The organism is Shinella kummerowiae, from assembly GCF_009827055.1.
Taxonomy (GTDB): Bacteria; Pseudomonadota; Alphaproteobacteria; order Rhizobiales; family Rhizobiaceae; genus Shinella; species Shinella kummerowiae.
In genome coordinates, this window is sequence record NZ_WUMK01000010.1 from 187699 (window position 1) to 207598 (window position 19900).

The following is a 19900-nucleotide window of genomic DNA, read 5'->3' on the forward strand; positions in this document are numbered from 1 at the left end:
GGAAACGACAAGATGAAGATCGGCCTTGGGCTTTACCGGGAGCAGCTCACCCGCGACAATTTCCAGTTCGCGCTGCAGGCGGGCGCGACACATGTCGTCGCGCACCTGACGAACTATTTTGCCGGAAAGGACCCTAAGATCGACAGCGGTGACCAGGGTGGCTGGGGCGATTGTTCCAACGATAAGCTCTGGTCCTTCGAGGAACTATCAGGTTTCGTGCGTGAGGTGCGTGCTGCGGGCCTTGAAGTGGCTGCCATCGAGAATTTCTCGCCGCGGTTCTGGTCCGACGTCCTCCTCGATGGCCCGGAACGTGGCCGGCAGATCGAAGGCCTGAAGCAACTGATCCGCGATGCCGGCCGTGCGGGTATTCCCTGTATCGGCTATAATTTTTCGCTTGCCGGCGTCTATGGCTGGACACGCGGCCCCTATGCACGCGGCGGCGCAGAATCCGTCGGTTTCGGCGTTCCAGGCAGCGTGCCGCCCAGCCCCGATGCGCCGATCCCCGACGGCATGATCTGGAACATGCGCTACCGCCAGGGCATTGCCGGCGCGTCGGCCGTATCGGTCAGTTCGGCGGAACTATGGGATCGCCTCGCCCACTTCCTGAAGGAGGTGGTGCCAATCGCGGAGGAGGCGGGCGTCGTGCTGGGCGCTCACCCGGACGACCCGCCGGCGGAGGAGCTGCGCGGGACGGCACGACTGGTCAACCGGCCGGAAAAATACGACCGGCTGATGGGGATCGTCGATTCGCCATCGAACGGCCTCGAGCTCTGCCTCGGCTCGCTGCAGGAAATGCCTGGTGGCGATATCTACGATCACGTCCGTCGCTTCGCACGCTCCGGCCGCATCGGCTACATCCATTTCCGCAATGTGCGTGGAAAGATGCCGTACTATGTCGAAACCTTTGTCGACGAGGGCGATATCGACATGGCCGAGATCGTCCGCATCCTGCGTGATGAAAACTATCAGGGCGTGATGATCCCCGATCATACGCCGGCCATGACCTGTAGCGCCTCCTGGCACGCGGGCAAGGCATTTGCGCTCGGCTACATGCGCGCGCTCGTGCAGAACGCCGCGGCACTTGGTCCGGCGCGGTCGATCCCGGCCAGCATGGCGGCGGAATAGGAGGTCACCCATGGTGCGCACGATCATCTGTGCCGCTCCTGTCGGTGACCGCTGCGGCGAAGGCGCGGTCTGGTCGGCGGCAGAGGCGGCCCTCTACTGGACCGACATCAACCGCTTTCTCGTGCATCGTTACGACGAGGCGTCGCAGGCGGTGCGGACCTGGTTTTTCGAGGAGCCCGTCGTTGCCGTCGCGCTCACGCAGGAGGCCGGCTGCCTGCTGGTCGCCCTCGGCTCCAAATTGATCTGGTGGTGGCCGGAAACGGACCGGCGGGAGGATCACGGCTTCATGCTTCCTGGCGCGCCGCGGGTTCGCCTCAACGATGGCCGGGCCGATCCTGCCGGCAACTTCTGGGTCGGCTCGATGAAAAACAACGTCCTGCCGAACGGCGAGCTCGGCGAGGTCGGTCCTGGGGAGGGTAAGCTCTACCGAATCGCGCCCGATGGCGCCGTCACCGTCTGGCGGGAGGGACTCGGCATCTCCAACACGCTGTGCTGGAGCTCGGATGGCCGCACGTTCTATTTCGGCGACACGCTCGCAAACGCGATCTATGCTTTTGACTACGATGGGGCAAAAGGCGCGATCTCCGGGGAGCGGCTTTTCTTCGGCGGCTTCGATCGCGGCGCGCCGGATGGGTCGGCCATCGACAGCGAGGGCTTCGTCTGGAACTGCCGCTTCGGTGGGAGCTGCCTCGTCCGCATCGCGCCCGATGGCGGCCTTGCCGAGGTGATCGAGATGCCCGTCACCAACATCACCACCTGCACCTTCGGCGGCGGCGACCTGAAGACGCTCTACATCACAACGGCAAGTGCTCTTGCCGGACCGGGCGAGCGCCTTGCCGGCAGCCTCTATGCCATGCGTGTCGAGGTCGCGGGCCTGCCTGAAAACCGGTATGGGGCGGCGCGATGAGCGTCGCGACCGAATACAGAGCACTTGCTTGGGCACATGGCTGCCTTTCGGTGCAATCTCTCGGGGGCATGCTCGGCCCGGTTCTCTTCCTGCTGCCCGACGGACGCCAGGTGAGCCCTTTGCATGTCGCGCCCTGGGGTCGCGACCCTCAGCGCGAGGCATTGCCTGAAATCCTGCAGGAGTTGCGCGGTGAATGGCCCTGCGTGCCCTTCGGCAGCGATGCGGTGCGAGCGCTTCCTGATGGATGGTCCTCGACGGGCGAGAGTTTCGACGGTGCCGGCGTACCGCACGGTCATGGTTCCAATGTCCACTGGGAGTGGGGTGCTTGCGATGACCGCCGGATCAGCCTGAACTGCCACTATCCCGAAAGCCATCCGATCCGCCAGCTGCGCCGTCACATCGTCCCGGATCCGACGGCGCCGGCTGTGGACATCGTGCTGGAAATCGGGGCACGCCGCGCATGCCGCCTTCCCATCGGCCTGCATCCGACGTTCCGGTTGCCGCCGCGGGCGGGCGCCGTTCTCATCGAGCCGGGTTTCTACGACCGGGTAAGTAGTTTTCCTGGTGACGTCGAGCCGGGCGCGGCGCTTTTTGTGCCGGACCGGTATTGGCCTTCGTTGCAGAGCGTGGAGACCCGAAGCGGCGCGACGTTGGACGCGGCACAGGTGCCGCTGGCGGCTGACGCCGAGGATCTGCTGCAACTCGTCGGTATCGATGGCAGTCTTGCGCTCTACTATCGCGACGAGGGGTTTCGTGCGCGGCTTACCTGGCAGAAGGAGCATTTTCCAAGCCTCCTGCTCTGGTACAGCAATCGCGGGCGAAAGGCCTATCCCTGGGACGGGCGGCATGTGGCGCTCGGCGTCGAGCCCATCGCGTCGGCCTTCGATCTGGGACCCGCGGTTTCCACGGCCGACAATCCCGTTGCGCAGGCAGGCACTCCGACATGGATGGCCTTCGAGCCGGACAGGGTTTTCACCACCCGTTACCGGCTTTCCGTAGAGGCGGTCCGGATGGCGTGAGCCGCCGGTACCGGAGCCTTCCCGTTTCACATTCATCACAGGGTATGATCATGAACACAATGACAGGACGACTGGCCGGACGCGTGGCCGTGGTCACCGCAGCCGGCCAGGGCATCGGCCGTGCCATCGCCGAGCGGCTGGCAATGGAGGGGGCCGAGGTACACGCCAGTGATATCAATCCCGACCTGCTGGCGACGCTCGAGGGCGCTGCGACCGTGCCGCTGGACGCGACCGATACGACGGCGGTGGCCGCCTATTTTTCAACATTCACGCGGGTCGATATCCTGGTGCACGCGGTTGGCTACGTCCACCAGGGCACTATCGAGGAGTGTGGGCCTGCAGACTGGCGGCGATCGGTGAACATCACGCTCGACAGCGCCTACAACGTGATCGCCGGAGCAATTCCGAAGATGAAGGCCAACGGTGGCAGCATCATCACAATCGGCTCGGTCGCCTCCTCGATCAAGGGTTTCCCGCGTCGTGCGGCCTATGGCGCAGCGAAGGGTGGTGTCATCGGCCTCACCAAGGCGGTCGCCGCCGATTATGTTTCCCTCGGCATTCGCTGCAATTCGGTCTGCCCGGGGACGGTCGCCTCGCCGTCGCTGGAAGAGCGCATCGGTGCGCTTTCCGAAACGCTCGGCAGCAAGGAGGAGGCCTACCGCGCGTTCATCAGTCGCCAGCCAGCAGGCCGTTTCGGGACCGTGCAGGAGATTGCCGCCATCTGCGCCTTCCTCGCATCGGACGAGGCAGCCTTCATCACAGGGCAGGCGATCAACATCGACGGCGGCATAACAATCTAGTTCCGTTTGCGGGCGGCCAAGATGGCAGATGTGCGGAGGAAGCTGTTGTTTCCGGCGCGCGGTTTTCGGTAGCATGCCGTCAAATCGCCTGTAGTCTGAAATCGCTTGCCGCGATCGGCATGACCGTCTTCAGGAGTGTGACCGACTTTTCCAGTCCTTCGAGGCTGTTGAGCAGCACGTCTTCGTGTTCGATCGAGAGCCAGCTGTCATAACCGGCCATCCTCAAACGATAACAGAACTGCCGCCACCAGGTTTCGCCATGGCCAAAGCCGAGCGTGACATAGGACCAGCTTCGGGCGGGAATGTTCATCAGCGAGCCATTTTCCAGGAGCGAGGTCGTCGCCTGAACGGGCGCATTCAGCATCGTGTCCTTGGCGTGCACATGAAATATCGCATCGCCGAGCGCCTCGGCCGCCACCAGCGGATCAGCGCCCATCCAGAAGAGGTGCGAGGGGTCGAGGTTGGCGCCAATGACAGGACCGACGGCAGAACGTAGCTTCAGCAGCGAGGGGACGTTGTAGACGCATTGATTGCCGTGCAGCTCAAGCGCGATGCGCTCCACGCCGCATTCTTTTGCGAGTGCGGCGATCTCCGTCCAGAACGGCAGGAGTTTTTCTTCCCACTGGTAACGCAGAATTTCCTGCGTTTCTGGCGGCCAGGACGAGACGACCCAGTTGGGCATGAGGTCATCCGCGCGCCCGGCCGGCAGGCCGGACATGGTGCAGACGGTCTTTATGCCCAGGTCTCCGGCAAGACGGATCGTGTCCCTGAGGCATTCGCCTTGCTCAGGCTGGGTCGGGTGCAGCGGATTGCCGTTGGCGTTGAGCGCGATGATCTCCAGGCCACGATCTTCAAAGGCCCTGGTGAAGTTCCGGCGCGCATCGGCGCTGCGCTTCATCGCTTGAAGGTCGAAATGCGGGGCCGTGGACCAGCCGCCCGTATTCACTTCGACGCCTGAAACGCCGAGCCGCGCGGCACTGTCGAGAAGCGTGTCGAAAGACAGGCTGCCCAGGCTGTCGGAAACGAAACCGAGTTTCATTGCAGATTTCCTATCGTGTTTTGTAAAGGGAGGGCTTGGCCATCGTGTCGAGGTTGACGCGCCTGCCCGTTCGCAGCGCCTCGACACCAGCTTCGGCGACGAGGGTGGCGCAGTAGCCGTCCCAGCTGTCGGAGGCGATCGTGGAGAACCTGCCGGTCCGAACGAAATTCACAAAGGCCTTGTTCTGCAGGCGGTAGGCTTCCGCAAAGCGTGGCCGCCAGTCGGATGGATAGCGTTCGTACGCCATGAGATGGCCGTTGCTGCGCGTGTGGACCGGCGCATTGAGCTGGATCGATCCCTTCTCCCCCACCAGTTCGCCGCGCACGTCATAGCCATAGGCAGCGTTGTTGTTGACCTCGATGTTGACGAGCTGGCCCCGGTCGGTTTCGAGAACCATGAAAACCGGAGCGCCGGTTTTCGCCGCATCGACACCGGCGGGCTGAAAGACAGATATCGCGGTGTAGTCGGCGTCGAGCATGAAGCGGGAGACATCGAATTCGTGCGGTGCCGAGTTGGTGATTGCCATCTGGCCGGTGAAATTCGCCGGGGCTTCGACATTGCGGTGGGTGTTGTGCATCATGATCGCCCGGCCGAGCGAGCCGTCTGTCAGCGCGGCCTTCATTTCCCGATAGGATGGGTCGAAGCGGCGCATGAAGCCGAGCTGAACGAACCGGCGGCCATGCGCGACCTCTGCGTCGATGACCGCGCGGCATTCGCCGGCATTCTGCGACAGGGGTTTTTCGCAAAGCACCGGCTTCTCCACCGCGATTGCGGCAAGCGACAGGGGCGCGTGGGTTTCGTCAGGACTGGCGATGATCACCGCGTCGATGTCGCCGCGCCGGATCGTCTGGAATGGATCGGTGGAAATGTCGGCCGCGCCGCAATCCTCCGCAATTGTGCGGGCCCGTGCTTCGGACGCATCGCAGACGACTTGCAGCACGGCTCCGGGCAAATCTTCCGAAACAATACGGGCGTGGTCGGCACCCATGATGCCCGCACCGATGATTGCAATTCTGACAGACATTCCATGTTCCTTGTTTTCGAAGACGATGCCTGCGACCTTGATGCAAGTCTGGACTGGGGGTGAGCGCCCGGCGAAGGTCGCACCGTCTCGCCCCGTCGATCGCCATGCTCTTCCTCAGCTTGGCGGTTGGATTATCGAGATTGAAATGCCATCATTCAACGAGCGTGGCGGGCATTTTCCGATGTGTTTTCCATCAACAATTTCACGTCGTGGCAATTCACGGTAAACGCTTCAGCGGCTAGATATTCGGCACGCGGCCGGTCGGCCCCATGATTTGAATCGCATCAGAAAGTGAGGGGAAAATGCCAAAACCCGCGAAGCCCGGAACCTGGAAAGGGCCGTCGGTCCACGAGATCGCCAGGATTGCCGCGGTCGGCTCCGCGACGGTTGACCGGGTGCTCAACAACCGCAACGGCGTGCGGGAAAAGACCCGGGCACGGGTTCTCGCGGCACTGGAAAAACTACGCCATGAGAGTGCGGGCAGCGACGTCCCCGTCCTCATTCGCCTGTTCTGTGAATCGGGCGAAACCTTCAATGCGGCCATGGCGGCGGCGGTGTCGGAAGTGAACCGCACGCAGGCCGGGATTGAGATACAAGGGGTGTACGTCACGACGAGCGACGCCGAGCCTCTCGCTTTTGCACGGCGGGTCGAACAGGAAGGCGGCGAGGCCGATGGGGTGGTCGTCATCGCCCGCGAGCACCCCGCGACCAACCGGGCAATTCGAAAGCTTCGCACGCTTGGCCGGCCGGTAATCTGCCTCACGACGGATCTGCCGAGTTCACGAAGAAGCATCTATGTCGGGAACGACCAGTATGCCGCCGGAAGTGTTGCTGCATTGCTCATCGGCAATGCCTTGCCGAAGGTCAGCAACAGCATTCTGATCGTCATGAGCGTGCCGTTTCGTTGCCAGCAGGAGCGCGAGATGGGGTTTCGGCGTGTGCTGCGGTCCGATTTCCCCTATCTGAAGATCGAGGAGCGCGTGATGTCGGACGACAGGCCGGAGAGCACATGTGAGCAATTGACGCGATATTTCGAGGCGAATGGGCATCCTGCCGCGATCTACAATGTCGCTGGCGCCAATCGCGGTATTGCAAGGGCGCTGGAGGCTGTTGGCAAGGTCAGGGAAACCGTGTTTGTCGGGCATGAATTATCAAACCATTCCCGCGCGCTGCTGGAGGCCGGGGTCATGGACTATGTCATCTCGCATGATTTCGTGGCTGAACTCACGTCGGCGGCACGATGGATCAAGAGCAATCTGGATGGCGTGACCAGTGAACCAGGCTACTCACAGGTTCTCGTTCATACGCGGTACAATTGCGGCCTCTAGGGCGCGCTTACTTCTCTTCTGACCTCAGAAGCTTGCGGGTCGTTGCAAGGGCGCTCCACTTGGCCTTGATGGCGTGTTTGCCTCAAAAGCCTCGCAGCGAATGATGTAATTTACATCATCGTATCTTGATTGTTTTAATAAACTAAATATTTTCAGGAATTTAAGCCGGCATGACCCGTCGAGTGAACTTGATTGAGAGGCAATCAGGATTTGGCCTATGAAAGGCTTGTGAATCCTCTCCCCCATCCGTGAAAATACCTTCCAGCGATCTCGTCTCCAGGCGGCCCGAGGGAAAGCCGCAAACGCTGACGCAATACCGAGCTTGCTCTCGATATAGAATAAATGTTGACACTAGAAAATTAATGCAACTAATATTGCACGCATGAAGGCAGCAGGCGGTGTGGAGGTTGCCTGTGATCTCGCCTGAAGACGAGTGAGCACCCCGCTCGCATCGATAGCTCCGTTTACTCAATCAAGGAGGAGGAACCTTATGAGAATTGGAAAAAGCATCCTGTATTCGGCTCTTTTGGCGTCGGTAGCACTGGGGGTTGCCCATGCCCAGGACGGCGAAAAGCAGTACCGTTTCGTCATGGTCTCGCATATCGGCTCGAACGATCCGAACATGAACTGGCTGACGACGTCGCTGAAGGAGTTCGAGGCGAAGTATCCGGACGTGAAGACCGAATACATTTCCACCAACAACTACTCCGTTCAGGAGCACGTTCGCCTGCTCGAGCAGGCAATCGCGACCCAGCCGGACGGCATTGCCGTACCGATCGTCAGCTCCGATGCCTTTGAAGGCCCGCTGCGCAAGGCGATTGACGCCGGCATCCCGGTGGTCGCTTTCAACATCGCCGACAGCCGCCCAGATGGCGAGCGCATTCCCTATCTCACCTATGTCGGCGGCGACGAACTCCTGACGGGCAAGAAGCTCGGTGAGTACGCGCTTACGAAGGTCGAGGCCGGCGAAATCCCGAAACCCACGCGTGTCGTCTGCGCAAGCCATGACTCGGCGCACCAGGGTCTCAAGGCGCGTTGCGCGGGTATGAGAGAGGTGATGGAGAAAGCGGGCGCAAAGTTCGACGAGCTCTTCATCGGCGCGGAGCCGGCAACGGCACGCAACACGCTGCAGTCGTTCCTGCAGGCCAATCCGGATACCAACTATATCTTCACGGTCGCCGGCTGGTCTTCTCCCTGGGCATGGGGGGTGGCCAACGAGATGAAGCTTGATCCGGATGTCGACGACAAGGGCGTCACTGTCCTGACTGTCGATGAAGGTCCGGTGTCGATCGAAGGCGTGCGCGCGGGGCATATTCTCGCGACGAACAGCCAGGGCTTCTGGCTGCAGGGTTATGCCCCCATGGAGTGGCTGTATTGGAACAAGAAGTTCGGATACGCCCCCCAGCAAAGCATCCTGACGGGTCCGCTCGTGATCAACAAGGATAATGCGGATCAGTGGGCCGAGCAGGTCCGCGGTGTGTTCGGCGACAAGGCTTACGACGAACAGAACACCTGGTAACCGGTACCCTCCCGGGCGAGGGCGGCTGGCCTTTCCGACAGGCCGGCTGCCCTCATTTGCGCATCCGCAGCGCATATCAACGAGCAGGATCAAGAACCATGAAGTACCTTGTCCGCAGCCAGGGCTTCGGCGCGACCATCGGCGTTATCGCCATGCTGGCCGTTTTCACCGTGATCGATTTTTCCGGATGGTGGACGATACAGACCCTGTCCAACGTCACGCAGTTCACGGCCATCCTCGCCCTGGTGGCGTTGGGTCAGGCCCTCGTGATCATGACGAAGGAGATCGATTTGTCCGTAGGGTCGATCTACGGGCTGACTGGCGTGGCCTTCATAACGCTGGAACCATCTCTCGGCGTGCCCGGCTCTCTGGTCGTGGCTCTGCTCATCGCGGCGGCGGCCGGTTTCATCCAGGGAACCGCTGTCGTCAAAGGCGAGCTTCCGTCGATGATCGTCACGCTCGGCGGCCTGTTCGCAGCGCGCGGTATCATCTACGTCTGGACGGGTGGATCCGTCCATAACTTCTCTCCCGATGCCCGCACCCACGCCTTGACCCGCCTCCTGGGTGGAGAGCTTTTTGGTGTTGAGGCTGCCCTATACTGGGTGGGCATCGTTTCCGTCCTGCTGGCGATCATGCTCTGGGGCACGCGCTTCGGAAACCGGTTGTTGGCAACCGGCGGCAGTCGGGAAAGCGCTGAATCGCGCGGCGTTCGCACCGATCACGTCAAGACGACAGCCTTTGTCCTCTGCTCGCTGCTTGCGGGCTTCGCCGGCATCCTGACGCTGTGCAACCAGCCGCAGACCCATGTGACGCTTGGCGAGAACATGGAACTCGAGGCCATCTCCGCGGCGGTGATCGGCGGGTGCCTGTTGACTGGTGGGCGAGGGTCGATTCTCGGGGTCATCCTCGGCGCCTTGATCGTCGTCAGCTTCCGCTACCAGCTGATCGCGCTCGGCGCACCATCGTCCTGGTACATCACATTCGTCGGCGCCGTTCTTATCGTCGCGGTAATTTTCAATCAGAAGCTTGCCCGTTTTCTCGGGCACAGCGTTTGACGCGGGAGGACGCTCAAATGACACAAAACCCTCTGATCCAGGTGAAAAACCTCGACCTTTATTTCGGTGCCTTCCACGCCCTGAAGAACGTCTCGGTCGATTTCAACGCCGGCGAACTGATCGGCCTGGTCGGCGACAATGGTGCCGGCAAGACCACGCTGATCCGCGTTCTGTGCGGCATTCACGCGCCGACAAAAGGCGACGTGTTCTTCGATGGCAAGAAGGTCGAGAAGTTTCATCCGAAGCTCGCCATCGACCAGGGCATCGAGACCATCCAGCAGTCCGTCGGCCTGTGCGACAATCTTTCGATCGCGCGCAATTTCTATCTCGGCCGCGAGCCGGTCAAACGGATCCTCGGCATACCGTTCCTCGATTTCGCCAAGATGCGCGAGAAATCTAGCCGCGTCATCCGCCAGTTCGGCCTTCGCGAAAACGTCTCGGCCGACGACGAGGTGGAACGGCTGTCCGGCGGTGAGCGCCAGTCGGTCAAGATCGGCCGGGCCGTCGAGTTCAAGAACCGCGTCGTCATCATGGACGAGCCGACGAACCATCTGTCGGTGCGCGAACGCGAACATGTCAACGAACTGGCGGTGCAGTTGAAGGAGCAGGGCCTGCTCGTCATCTACATCACGCACGACATCTTTCAGGTACACAAACTTGCCGATCGTATCGTCATCATGGAGAACGGCGAGAAGGTTGCCGATGCCTCGACCGACAGCATGTCGGCGGAAGCGCTTGAAGACGTCATCCGCCAGGGCGGTCGCGTCGTCGAGAAGGAGGCGGTCTGATGGCGCTCTCCGCAGCAAAGCCCCTCATTCGCCGCCACACGGAAATCGGCATCTTCCTGATCGGCGCCATCCTCATCGTCATTTTCGCATCGACCTCGGACGGGCGCTGGGCCAACCTTTACAACATCGGAACCATCATGCAGGTGACGGCGACGCTCGGATTGATGAGCCTCGGCGTTGCCATCGTGATCGGGACCGGTGAAATCGACATTTCGGTCGGGTCGACTTTCGGTATGGGGGCGCTCGCCCATCTTTGGCTTGCCGCCCGTGTCGATCCCGTGTTTGCCGCTTTGGTGGCCATCGTCGTGGGCGCAGCCATCGGTTATCTGAACGGATGGCTCATCACCAGGACCAAGACCCCTTCGCTGATCATCACGCTTGGCACATTGATGATTTTTCGTGGCATTGCGATCGCGCTGACGGACGGCTTTTCCTTTTCCATTCCCTATGCCGCGCGCAATGGCTGGACCTATTCTCTTCTTGGCGGGGGCGATTTTCTCGGCTTCAACACCGCTCTCTTCTGGTTGATCGCCACCTTTGCCGTTCTCATCGTCGTCCTGAAAGCGATGCCGTTCGGGAACCGCCTGCTTGCCGTTGGCGGCTCGGCTGATAGTGCGCACTCCAGAGGCGTGCGGGTCGAGCGCATCAAACTATCCGCATTCGTCATCTGCGGTATGCTCGCAGCCTTCGCAGGCGCGCTTGAGGCTGGAAAACTCGGCTTTGCGGATGGTTCCATGGGGCGGTTGATGGAGTTGCAGGCCATCGCTTCCTGTGTGCTGGGCGGCTGCCTGCTGGCCGGCGGACGGATTTCGCTGATCGGCGCGCTGATGGGCGCCTTCGTCCTGTCCTCCATCCAGTCCTATCTGGTCGTCACGGGCGTTCAACCGCAATGGTTCATCCTCATTCTCGGCCTCATCGTCGTCGGGGCGGCCTATGGTGACAAGTCGCTGCGCAACTGGGCGATCCGGAAATAGCCCACCCTCTCGTCCTGACTGATCACATCGGCGCCGCTCACCGGCGCCGATTTTTTTTAGGGTTGTTTCCGCTTCCTACGCCATGGGCGCGAAGTGTGTTGACATTCCATTTTGTGCAATTAATGTTGCTCACAGAGGATAAATGCAATTATTCAATCCCGACAGTGACTTGCAGCGCGCAAACGGAGGCGTTGCGAGAGCGTTGCTTGCTGCCTTCCGCGGGATTCAACACAGATATGGAGGAGAATTTCATGAGTGACATTTCTGCGGTGATCGACCTTGCGCAATTCCGGCGCGACGTTGAAACCGAAACCACGAAGGCGATGTGCCCGACGGCCATCGCCATCGAAAAGAACATCCCGATCTATGACGGTGCGTCCGTCAGCGATGCAATCGGTCCGGAATGGGCCTCGGTCATTGGCGAGGGACCGGGTGTCTTCGTGGTGAAGCGCGCCTTCACCGATCCCGGCGCCATCGACGCAGCAAGCGACGTCTTTCGTCAGATCATCGCCGACGAGCGCGCGGCCGGCACGGCCGCAGGCGACCATTTTGCCAAGGCCGGCGCCAATGATCGCATCTGGAACAGCCTGCAGAAGCTGTGCCTGCGCAACCCCGCCGTCTATGCCCGCTATATGGCCAATCCGGTGATCGACATTGCCTGCCGCGCCTGGCTTGGTCCGGGCTACCAGATCGCCACGCAGGTCAACCAGGTGCGCCCCGGCGGCAAGGCGCAGGCGCCGCACCGCGACTATCACCTTGGCTTCATGAAGCCAGAGCAGATGGCGGAATATCCGACCCACATCCACGCCACCGGCCCGACCCTCATCCTGCAGGGCGGCGTCGCCCATTGCGACATGCCCGTCGAGAGCGGCACGACGAAGCTTTTGCCGCATTCGCAGCGCTACTTGCCGGGTTATGTCGCCGCCACGCGCCCGGAATTCCAGGCCTATTTCGAAGAGCATTGCGTCCAGCTTCCCTTGGAAAAGGGCGATGCCATCTTCTTCAGCCCGGCGCTGTTCCACGCCGCCGGCGAGAACCGGACGGCGGATGTCGTGCGCATGGTCAATCTCATTCAGACAGCATCCGCCTTCGCGCGCCACATGGAAAATCTCGACCGCACCGCCATGGCCCGCGCCGTCTATCCGCATCTGGCGGCACTTTCACCCGAGGGGCGGCGGGCGGTGATTGCCGCGACTGCGGACGGCTATCCGTTCCCGACCAATCTCGACACTGATCCGCCGCTTGGCGGTCTCGCACCGGAAAGCCAGCAGGAGTTGCTTGCCCGGGCCGTCGTGGAAGGCTGGGATGCGGCGCAGCTCGACGCGGCGCTTTCCGCGCAGGGCGCCAAGCGCGCCGCTTAACAACTACCCGCAATGGCTTCGGGCGGGGAGGAAACAGGAAGCCAATTTCGGGAGGAAATCGTTCATGAAGAAAATTCTGCAATCGCTCGCCCTCGGCGCACTGCTGGCCACGACGGCGTTTGCCGGTATCGCCAATGCCGATGGCGAGAAGTTCGTCTGGATCAGCCATGGCCCGGATAGCGACAGCTGGTTCAACGTTATCAAGAACGCGATCAAGGTCACGAACGAGCAGATGGGCGTTACGACCGAATATCGCAATCCGCCGAGCGGCGACCTCGCCGACATGGCGCGCCTCGTGCAGCAGAGCTCGGCGGCCAGCGTCGATGGCATCATCGTCACCATCGCCGACTTCAACGTGCTCGAAGGGCCGATCAAGGATGCCGTCGCCAAGGGCATTCCCGTTGTCACCGTCAATTCCGGAACGGTGGAAGAAAGCCAGAAGCTCGGCGCGCTGATGCATGTCGGCCAACCGGAATATGAAGCAGGCCTCGGTGCCGGCAAGCGCGCGAAGGAAGCGGGTATCAAGAGCTTCCTCTGCGTCAACCACTATATCACCAACCCCGCCTCCGTTGAGCGGTGCCGCGGTTTTGCCGAGGGCATCGGCGTGGAGCTCGGCAACCAGATGGTCGATTCCGGCATCGATCCGTCGGAAGTGCAGAACAAGGTGAAAGCCTATCTCACCGCCAATCCGGATACCGGCGCGATCCTGACGCTTGGCCCCAACTCGGCCGAACCGTCGATCCGCGCGGTCAAGGAGATGGGTCTCGACGGCGATATCTACTTCGGCACGTTCGACCTCTCCGCAGAAATCTCCGCGGCCATCAAGGACGGCACGATCAACTTCGCGATCGACCAGCAGCCGTTCCTGCAGGGCTCGATCCCGATCCAGGTGCTGACGAACTACGTCCGCTACGGTGTGACGCCGTCGAACTCGATCTTCACCGGCCCCGGCTTCGTGACGAAGGACAATATCGCGCTCGTCGAGTCACTGGCAGGCCAGTACCGCTGATCTGACGATTTTTGGCGCGCACCGGCTCATCACCCGTGCGCGCCAAAAATGTTTCTGAGGGAGGAAATGCATTCATGACGGACGTCATTCCGGACGCGCTGAAGGACGAGCGCATAAAACCCGTCTCGCCACTCAGGCGCGCGCTGATCCGGCCCGAGCTCGGCGGCATCTGTGGCACCATCCTGGTCTTCCTGCTGTTTGCGGTGATTGCCGGTGACAGCGGCATGTTCGCTGCCGAGGGCCTGATGAACTGGACGGTGGTTTCGGCCCAGTTCATGGTCATCGCGGTCGGCGCTTGCCTTCTGATGATTGCCGGCGAGTTCGATCTTTCCACCGGCTCGATGATCGGTTTTTCCGGCGTCATGATGGCCATCCTGTCGGTCCATCTCGGCGTGCCGCTCTGGCTTGCCATCATCGCGACCTTCGTCTTCTGCGTCCTGCTCGGCGGCGTGAATGGCTGGTTGGTCATTCGCACCGGCCTGCCGTCCTTCATCGTGACACTCGCCTTCCTCTATATCCTGCGCGGGTTGACCATATGGGGATCGATCTACTTCACGCGACAGACGATCATCGGCGGCGTCGCGGAAAAGGCGGCGACAGATTGGCTCGCCTCGATCTTCGGCGGCAAGGTTTTGGGCTGGCTCTTCACCTGGATGGGGGAGGCGGGCTGGATTGCCACTTTCACCCGCGGTAATCGCGCCGGGCAGCCGGTCATCGACGGCATTCCGATGCTCGTTGTGTGGGCGATCGTGCTCGTGGTCTTCGGTCATTGGCTGCTGACGCGTACCAAGTTCGGCAACTGGATCTTTGCCGCAGGCGGTGATGCGCTTGCCGCCCGCTATGTCGGGGTGCCGGTCAATCGCGTAAAAATCCTGATGTTCATGTTTTCCGCCTTCTGCGCCTGTGTCTTCGCCACCTGCCAGGTGATGGAGTTCGGCTCGGCGGCGGCTGACCGCGGCCTGCTGAAGGAGTTCGAGGCGATCATCTGCGTGGTTATCGGCGGCGCGTTGCTGACGGGCGGCTACGGTTCGGTCATCGGGGCGGCGCTGGGTGCCATCATCTTTGGTGTGGTGCAGCAGGGCCTGTTCTTCGCCAATGCGGAAAGCTCGCTCTTCCGGGTGTTCCTCGGCGTCATTCTGCTGACGGCTGTGATCATGAACACCTATATCCGCCGCATCATCACGGGAGAACGCTGATGTCTGCCATCGTTGAGATGAGAAACATCACGAAGCATTTCGGCCACGTCATCGCGCTGGCCGGTGTCTCCTTCGACGTCAAGGCCGGCGAATGCCACTGCCTGCTCGGCGACAACGGTGCCGGCAAATCGACCTTCATCAAGATCATGTCCGGTGTCTACAAACCGAGCGGCGGTGAGGTGCTGGTGGAGGGCGCGCCGACTCTGTTCCAGAGCCCGCGCGATGCCATGACCGCGGGTATCGCTACGGTCTACCAGGACCTTGCGATGATTCCGCTGATGAGTGTCAGCCGTAATTTCTGGATGGGGCGGGAGCCTGAGCGCGGCGTCTGGCCGTTCAAGACTTTCGATACGGACAAGGCCGACGACATCACCGTCAAGGAAATGCGCAAGATGGGCATCAGCCTGCGCGGGCCGGACCAGGCGGTCGGCACGCTCTCCGGCGGCGAGCGCCAGACGGTTGCCATTGCGCGTGCCGTCTATTTCGGTGCCAAGGTGCTGATCCTCGACGAACCGACCTCCGCGCTTGGCGTGCGCCAGACGGCGAACGTGCTGAGCACGATCGACCGGGTGCGCAAACAGGGCATCGGCGTCGTCTTCATCACCCACAACGTCCGCCATGCGCTTGCCGTCGGTGATCGCTTTACGGTGCTGAATCGCGGCCAGACGCTGGGCACCGCTGAACGTGGCACAGTAGATGCGGCGGCGCTTCAGGACATGATGGCTGGCGGGCAGGAACTGGCGCTGTTGGAATCCTCGCTTGGCGGGACGATCTGAGAGGCACGCCGGATAGATCACCCGGCGTGTTTTGCATCGCATCTGAGGGCTTGGTTTTTGGGGTCGCGAGCCTTTCCCACCCTCCAACGTCATCCTCGGGCTCGACCCGAGGATCCACGCTGCACTCACGGCACGGATGGTCGGGTCAAGCCCGACCATGACGGAGGAGAGGGCGGGGCTTCGAGGCAGATAGGGTCAGCAGACAACCTCATACCCGGCGGCAGCCATCACGCGGAGGAGTTCCTTTATGGCCGATCTTCGCCATGTCGAGCGGCGGATTGTGGGTGGGGTCCTGCTCCGCCTCGACGACGAACCAGCCCTCATAACCGTAAGAGGCGAGGCGTTTGACGATCGCTTCGAAGTCGAGGCTGCCATCGCCGGGGACCGTGAACGCACCTTTGATGACGGCATCGAGAAAACTCTCCCGTGTGCGGTCGAGCGCATCGATCACCGGCAGGCGGATATCCTTGGTGTGCACATGGGTGATGCGGCTGTGATGCTTGTCGATGACGCGCAGAACGTCGCCGCCGGCAAAGGCCATATGGCCGGCGTCGAACAGCAGCGGCAAGCCTTCGCCGGAATGGTTCATCAGGAGGTCGAGCTCTTCCTCGGCCTCGATGGGGGCTGCCATGTGATGATGGTAGGAGATCGGCATGCCCTGGTCGGCGCACCATTCGCCGAAGGTGGTCATTTTGCGGCCATAGGCCTTGATCTCCTCCTCGGAGAGCTTGCGCTTGGTGGCAAGCGGCGCGGCGCGGTTGCCCTGGATGGTGCCGGCGGTCTCGCCATAGACGATGCAGGGAGCGCCGACCGCCTTGAACAGGGCCATCTGCTCAGTGATGCGGTCTTTCTCCGCTTCGATGTCGCCATCGAGCAGCAGGCCGGAGAACCAGCCGCCGCAAACCTGGATGCCGTGCTTGTCGAGGATGGGGCGAAGGATTTTCGAGTCCATCGGAAACCGGCGGCCGGTCTCCATGCCGGTAAAGCCGGCTTGCGCGGCCTCGGCAAGGCATCCTTCCAGCGAAATGTCGCTGCTGATTTCCGGCAGGTCGTCGTTCCACCAGGCGATGGGTGCAATGCCGAGTTTGGCTTTCATGGTCGGGCTCCGGGTCAAAGGTTTCGAACGATTGAAAACAAATATTGACACTTCAGAGTTTTTGCAATGATAATTGCACGCAGCAATCGACGCATCATGCAGGGAACAGAGAGAATGAAGAAGAAGCGCCGTCTTGGCCTCATCGGGTCGGGTTTCATGGGCAAGACGCATGTCTTCGGCTTCGCCGCCGCCGAACGGGTGTTCGACCTGCCCTATGAGGTGGAGCTTGCCGCGATCGCCGACGTCACCATGGCGCAAGCCGAAGCGGCGCGGGCCGCCTTCGGTTTCACGCAGGCTACGGACAACTGGCGCAGCCTGGTGGCCGATCCCGCCATCGATGTTATCGATATCACCGCTCCCAATGCGCTGCACAAGGAGATGGCGCTTTCGGCCATCGCTGCCGGCAAGCATGTTTATTGCGAGAAGCCGCTTGCGCCGCTCGCCGCCGATGCGCGGGAGATGGCCGATGCGGCCGAAAAGGCCGGCATCAAGACACAGGTCGGCTTCAACTACCTGTGCAACCCCATGCTCAGCCTCGCGAGGGAGATGATCGCGAGCGGGGAGCTGGGCGACATCCGTGGTTATCGCGGGCTTCATGCGGAAGACTACATGGCCGATGCATGCGGCCCGTTCACGTTCCGGCACGATCCCGCCGGTGGCGGCGCCTTGGCGGACATCGGCAGCCACGCGCTGGCAACGGCGGAATTCCTGATGGGGCCGATCACCAAGGTCATGGGCGACTGCGTCACGATGATCGCGAGCCGCCCCGATGGTAAGGGCGGTGTACGGCCGGTCGAGACGGACGATGTCGGCCGCGCCTTCCTGCGTTTTGCCAATGGCGCGACAGGCTCCATTGAGGGCAACTGGATCGCGACCGGCCGCAAGATGCAGCACGATTTCGAGGTCTATGGCTCCCGGGGCGCACTCGCCTTCTCGCAGGAGCGGTTCAACGAGCTTCATTTCTACTCGACGGCTGATGCAAAGGGGCGGCAGGGTTTTCGGCGTATCGAGGCCGGACCCGATCATGCGCCCTATGGCCGCTTCTGCGTCGCTCCGGGCCACCAGCTCGGCTTCAATGACTTGAAGGCGATCGAGGTCGCCGGCTATCTGGAGGCGATTGCAGGCCTCAGGCCCGAGCCGTTCAATTTCCGCGCCGGCCTGCGCATCCAGACGCTGGTGGAGGCGATCCAGCAATCGTCGCGCGCTGGCGCCTGGCTTGACGTGAATGGTGATTGACCGCGGGCGAAGGTGGCGCAATAATAATTGCGGATGGGGTTTGTCCGGCAATTGATGCCGCGCTCGCCGCCGCCGTGTCTGGCGCTCCATTTACCCCGAACAAGCTGTCCATCGCGCCGATTACGCTTGACGTGCAATTAAAATTGCGCATTTGTGATAATGAAAATTAATATTGCTGATCGGATCACTTTCAGCAATCCGAGGAGGAAACATGTACGCGTCCTACGGCTTGTTCATCGATGGTGCCTGGTCGGGTCCCGCGACTGGCGCATCGACGGAAATCACGGATCCCGGTAACGGCGACGTCCTGGGTGTCGTTCCCGTGGCAAGCGTCGATGACACCAACAGGGCGGTCGGTCTTGCGGACAAGGCTTTCCAGGCGTGGAAGAGAACACCGGCCTGGACGCGGGCGGATCACTTGCACAAGGCCGCGGACGTGATGGCGGCGCGCACTGCCGAGGCTGCGCGCCAGATCACGCTTGAAACGGGAAAGCCGCTGGCGCAGGCGGGCCGCGAATGGGCACTCGCCGTCGACCAGTTTCGCTGGTACGCGGAGGAAGCCCGCCGCATCTACGGCCGCATCGTCGAAAGCCGTGTGCCGGGCGGCCGTCTGGAGGTCACGCACGAGCCCGTTGGTGTCGTTGCGGCCTTCACGGCGTGGAATTTTCCGGCGGCACTGATTGCCCGCAAGGTCGCGCCGGCGTTGGCCGCCGGTTGCGCTGTCATCGTTCGGCCCTCGGTCGAGGTGCCGGGTGTCGCGATGGTCCTGTTCGATTGCCTGCGTGAGGCCGGCCTTCCCGCGGGTGTCGCTAGCCTCCTGATCGGCCCGACCGGCAATACCTACAAGCCCATCATGGCCTCACCGCTCGTACGGAAGGTTTCGCTGACGGGGTCGACCCGCGTTGGCCAGCAGATGATCCGCGACAGCGCGGAGACCGTGAAGCGCATCAGCATGGAACTTGGCGGCAATGCGCCGATGATCGTCTTCGACGATGCCGATCTCGACAAGGCGCTCGATCTCGTGGTGCCGACGAAATACGCCAATGCCGGGCAGGTCTGCGTCACGCCGGATCGCTTCTACGTGCACGAAACGCTGCACGATCGTTTTGCCGAAGGCTTTGCTGCCCGCGCCCGCGCGCTGAAGCTCGGCCATGGCCTCGACGAGGCGACGCAGATGGGGCCGCTGATCAACGAGCGGCGCATCGCCGCTATCGAAGAGATCGTTGCCGATGCCAGCGACCGCGGCGGCAAGATTCTCGCGGGCGGCAGGCGCCCTGCTGACATGAATGCCGGTTTCTTCTTCGAGCCGACCGTTATCACCGGCCTGCCGGATGACGCCAAGGCGATCGCCGAGGAGAATTTCGGCCCGATCGCCGCCATCACGCCGTTCTCCAGTGCGGACGAGGTCTTCGATCGGGCAAACGCTTCGGAAATGGGCCTCTCGGCTTACGTCTTCACCCGCGATGCCGGCCGTGCACGCGAGGCGGCTGCGCGGCTGGAGGCGGGCATGGTCGGGGTCAACAGCTTTGCGCTTGCCGCCGCCGAGGCGCCGTTTGGCGGCATCAAGGCGAGTGGCATGGGCCGCGAAGGCGGCACCGAGGGTATCCTCGACTATTCCAACGTCAAGCTCGCGCAAATTCTGGTCTGA

Annotated in this window: 17 protein-coding genes and 1 pseudogene; 15 read left to right on the forward strand and 3 right to left on the reverse strand. The window is 61.9% G+C overall.

The window, feature by feature from the left end; translation table 11 throughout:
• The first annotated feature begins 12 nt into the window (after positions 1-12).
• The 4 genes from GR138_RS24555 to GR138_RS24570 are packed head-to-tail and all read left to right on the forward strand — an operon-like array spanning position 13 to position 3851.
• Positions 13-1125 (forward strand): mannonate dehydratase, encoded by a 1113-nt coding sequence (locus GR138_RS24555; RefSeq protein WP_160861901.1) that lies wholly within the window; start codon positions 13-15, stop codon positions 1123-1125.
• A gap of 10 nt (positions 1126-1135) precedes the next feature.
• Complete coding sequence (locus tag GR138_RS24560; protein ID WP_160861902.1) at positions 1136-2032, forward strand: SMP-30/gluconolactonase/LRE family protein; 897 nt, start codon at positions 1136-1138, stop codon at positions 2030-2032.
• Positions 2029-3051, forward strand: coding sequence for a hypothetical protein (locus GR138_RS24565; RefSeq protein WP_160861903.1), 1023 nt, complete (start codon positions 2029-2031; stop codon positions 3049-3051). Before GR138_RS24560 ends, GR138_RS24565 begins: the two co-directional genes overlap by 4 nt.
• Before the next feature lie 50 nt (positions 3052-3101).
• Positions 3102-3851, forward strand: coding sequence for an SDR family oxidoreductase (locus GR138_RS24570; protein ID WP_338091156.1), 750 nt, complete (start codon positions 3102-3104; stop codon positions 3849-3851).
• A 79-nt stretch (positions 3852-3930) separates the two neighbouring features.
• On the opposite strand, the gene GR138_RS24575 is transcribed toward GR138_RS24570, so the two are convergent.
• Together GR138_RS24575 and GR138_RS24580 are read right to left on the reverse strand one after the other, a co-directional pair.
• Complete coding sequence (locus GR138_RS24575; protein ID WP_160861904.1) at positions 3931-4890, reverse strand: sugar phosphate isomerase/epimerase family protein; 960 nt, start codon at positions 4888-4890, stop codon at positions 3931-3933.
• Between the two features lie 10 nt (positions 4891-4900).
• Positions 4901-5914, reverse strand: a complete 1014-nt coding sequence (locus tag GR138_RS24580; RefSeq protein WP_160861905.1) for a Gfo/Idh/MocA family oxidoreductase — start codon at positions 5912-5914, stop codon at positions 4901-4903.
• A gap of 302 nt (positions 5915-6216) precedes the next feature.
• On the opposite strand from GR138_RS24580, the gene GR138_RS24585 reads away from it, so the two are divergent.
• The 9 genes from GR138_RS24585 to GR138_RS24625 all read left to right on the forward strand — a co-directional run bounded on the left by GR138_RS24585 (position 6217) and on the right by GR138_RS24625 (position 15920).
• Positions 6217-7242 (forward strand): LacI family DNA-binding transcriptional regulator, encoded by a 1026-nt coding sequence (locus tag GR138_RS24585; RefSeq protein ID WP_160861906.1) that lies wholly within the window; start codon positions 6217-6219, stop codon positions 7240-7242.
• 490 nt (positions 7243-7732) lie between these two features.
• Positions 7733-8761, forward strand: a complete 1029-nt coding sequence (locus GR138_RS24590; protein WP_160861907.1) for a sugar ABC transporter substrate-binding protein — start codon at positions 7733-7735, stop codon at positions 8759-8761.
• A gap of 98 nt (positions 8762-8859) precedes the next feature.
• Positions 8860-9816 (forward strand): ABC transporter permease, encoded by a 957-nt coding sequence (locus tag GR138_RS24595; protein WP_160861908.1) that lies wholly within the window; start codon positions 8860-8862, stop codon positions 9814-9816.
• A gap of 17 nt (positions 9817-9833) precedes the next feature.
• Positions 9834-10604 carry an ATP-binding cassette domain-containing protein gene (locus tag GR138_RS24600; RefSeq protein ID WP_160861909.1) on the forward strand — a complete coding sequence of 257 codons (771 nt, stop codon included), beginning with the start codon at positions 9834-9836 and terminating at the stop codon, positions 10602-10604.
• A complete protein-coding gene (locus GR138_RS24605; RefSeq protein ID WP_160861910.1) occupies positions 10604-11578 on the forward strand; it encodes an ABC transporter permease in 975 nt (324 codons plus the stop codon). The genes GR138_RS24600 and GR138_RS24605 overlap by 1 nt, the downstream gene beginning before the upstream one ends.
• 251 nt (positions 11579-11829) lie before the next feature.
• Complete coding sequence (locus GR138_RS24610) at positions 11830-12939, forward strand: phytanoyl-CoA dioxygenase family protein (RefSeq protein WP_202402824.1); 1110 nt, start codon at positions 11830-11832, stop codon at positions 12937-12939.
• Between the two features lie 64 nt (positions 12940-13003).
• Positions 13004-13948: a sugar ABC transporter substrate-binding protein gene (locus GR138_RS24615; RefSeq protein ID WP_160861912.1), complete on the forward strand. Its 945-nt coding sequence runs from the start codon at positions 13004-13006 to the stop codon at positions 13946-13948.
• A 74-nt stretch (positions 13949-14022) separates the two neighbouring features.
• Positions 14023-15144, forward strand: coding sequence for an ABC transporter permease (locus GR138_RS24620; RefSeq protein WP_202402825.1), 1122 nt, complete (start codon positions 14023-14025; stop codon positions 15142-15144).
• Entirely contained in the window at positions 15144-15920 is a 777-nt protein-coding gene (locus tag GR138_RS24625) for an ATP-binding cassette domain-containing protein (RefSeq protein WP_160861913.1), read from the forward strand. Before GR138_RS24620 ends, GR138_RS24625 begins: the two co-directional genes overlap by 1 nt.
• A 195-nt stretch (positions 15921-16115) precedes the next feature.
• Here the strand turns inward: GR138_RS24625 and iolE are convergent.
• Positions 16116-17016 (reverse strand): annotated as a pseudogene (gene iolE / locus GR138_RS24630) (myo-inosose-2 dehydratase).
• Between the two features lie 114 nt (positions 17017-17130).
• On the opposite strand from iolE, the gene GR138_RS24635 reads away from it, so the two are divergent.
• Both GR138_RS24635 and GR138_RS24640 read left to right on the forward strand, forming a co-directional pair.
• Positions 17131-18252 carry a Gfo/Idh/MocA family protein gene (locus GR138_RS24635; RefSeq protein WP_160861914.1) on the forward strand — a complete coding sequence of 374 codons (1122 nt, stop codon included), beginning with the start codon at positions 17131-17133 and terminating at the stop codon, positions 18250-18252.
• A 211-nt stretch (positions 18253-18463) separates the two neighbouring features.
• A complete protein-coding gene (locus GR138_RS24640) occupies positions 18464-19900 on the forward strand; it encodes an NAD-dependent succinate-semialdehyde dehydrogenase (RefSeq protein ID WP_160861915.1) in 1437 nt (478 codons plus the stop codon).

Coding starts and splice junctions, on each gene's coding strand:
- GR138_RS24555 (WP_160861901.1), top strand. CDS start 13: ATGAAGATCGGCCTTGGGCTTTACCGGGAGCAGCTCACCCGCGACAAT.
- GR138_RS24560 (WP_160861902.1), top strand. CDS start 1,136: ATGGTGCGCACGATCATCTGTGCCGCTCCTGTCGGTGACCGCTGCGGC.
- GR138_RS24565 (WP_160861903.1), top strand. CDS start 2,029: ATGAGCGTCGCGACCGAATACAGAGCACTTGCTTGGGCACATGGCTGC.
- GR138_RS24570 (WP_338091156.1), top strand. CDS start 3,102: ATGAACACAATGACAGGACGACTGGCCGGACGCGTGGCCGTGGTCACC.
- GR138_RS24575 (WP_160861904.1), bottom strand. CDS start 4,890: ATGAAACTCGGTTTCGTTTCCGACAGCCTGGGCAGCCTGTCTTTCGAC.
- GR138_RS24580 (WP_160861905.1), bottom strand. CDS start 5,914: ATGTCTGTCAGAATTGCAATCATCGGTGCGGGCATCATGGGTGCCGAC.
- GR138_RS24585 (WP_160861906.1), top strand. CDS start 6,217: ATGCCAAAACCCGCGAAGCCCGGAACCTGGAAAGGGCCGTCGGTCCAC.
- GR138_RS24590 (WP_160861907.1), top strand. CDS start 7,733: ATGAGAATTGGAAAAAGCATCCTGTATTCGGCTCTTTTGGCGTCGGTA.
- GR138_RS24595 (WP_160861908.1), top strand. CDS start 8,860: ATGAAGTACCTTGTCCGCAGCCAGGGCTTCGGCGCGACCATCGGCGTT.
- GR138_RS24600 (WP_160861909.1), top strand. CDS start 9,834: ATGACACAAAACCCTCTGATCCAGGTGAAAAACCTCGACCTTTATTTC.
- GR138_RS24605 (WP_160861910.1), top strand. CDS start 10,604: ATGGCGCTCTCCGCAGCAAAGCCCCTCATTCGCCGCCACACGGAAATC.
- GR138_RS24610 (WP_202402824.1), top strand. CDS start 11,830: ATGAGTGACATTTCTGCGGTGATCGACCTTGCGCAATTCCGGCGCGAC.
- GR138_RS24615 (WP_160861912.1), top strand. CDS start 13,004: ATGAAGAAAATTCTGCAATCGCTCGCCCTCGGCGCACTGCTGGCCACG.
- GR138_RS24620 (WP_202402825.1), top strand. CDS start 14,023: ATGACGGACGTCATTCCGGACGCGCTGAAGGACGAGCGCATAAAACCC.
- GR138_RS24625 (WP_160861913.1), top strand. CDS start 15,144: ATGTCTGCCATCGTTGAGATGAGAAACATCACGAAGCATTTCGGCCAC.
- GR138_RS24635 (WP_160861914.1), top strand. CDS start 17,131: ATGAAGAAGAAGCGCCGTCTTGGCCTCATCGGGTCGGGTTTCATGGGC.
- GR138_RS24640 (WP_160861915.1), top strand. CDS start 18,464: ATGTACGCGTCCTACGGCTTGTTCATCGATGGTGCCTGGTCGGGTCCC.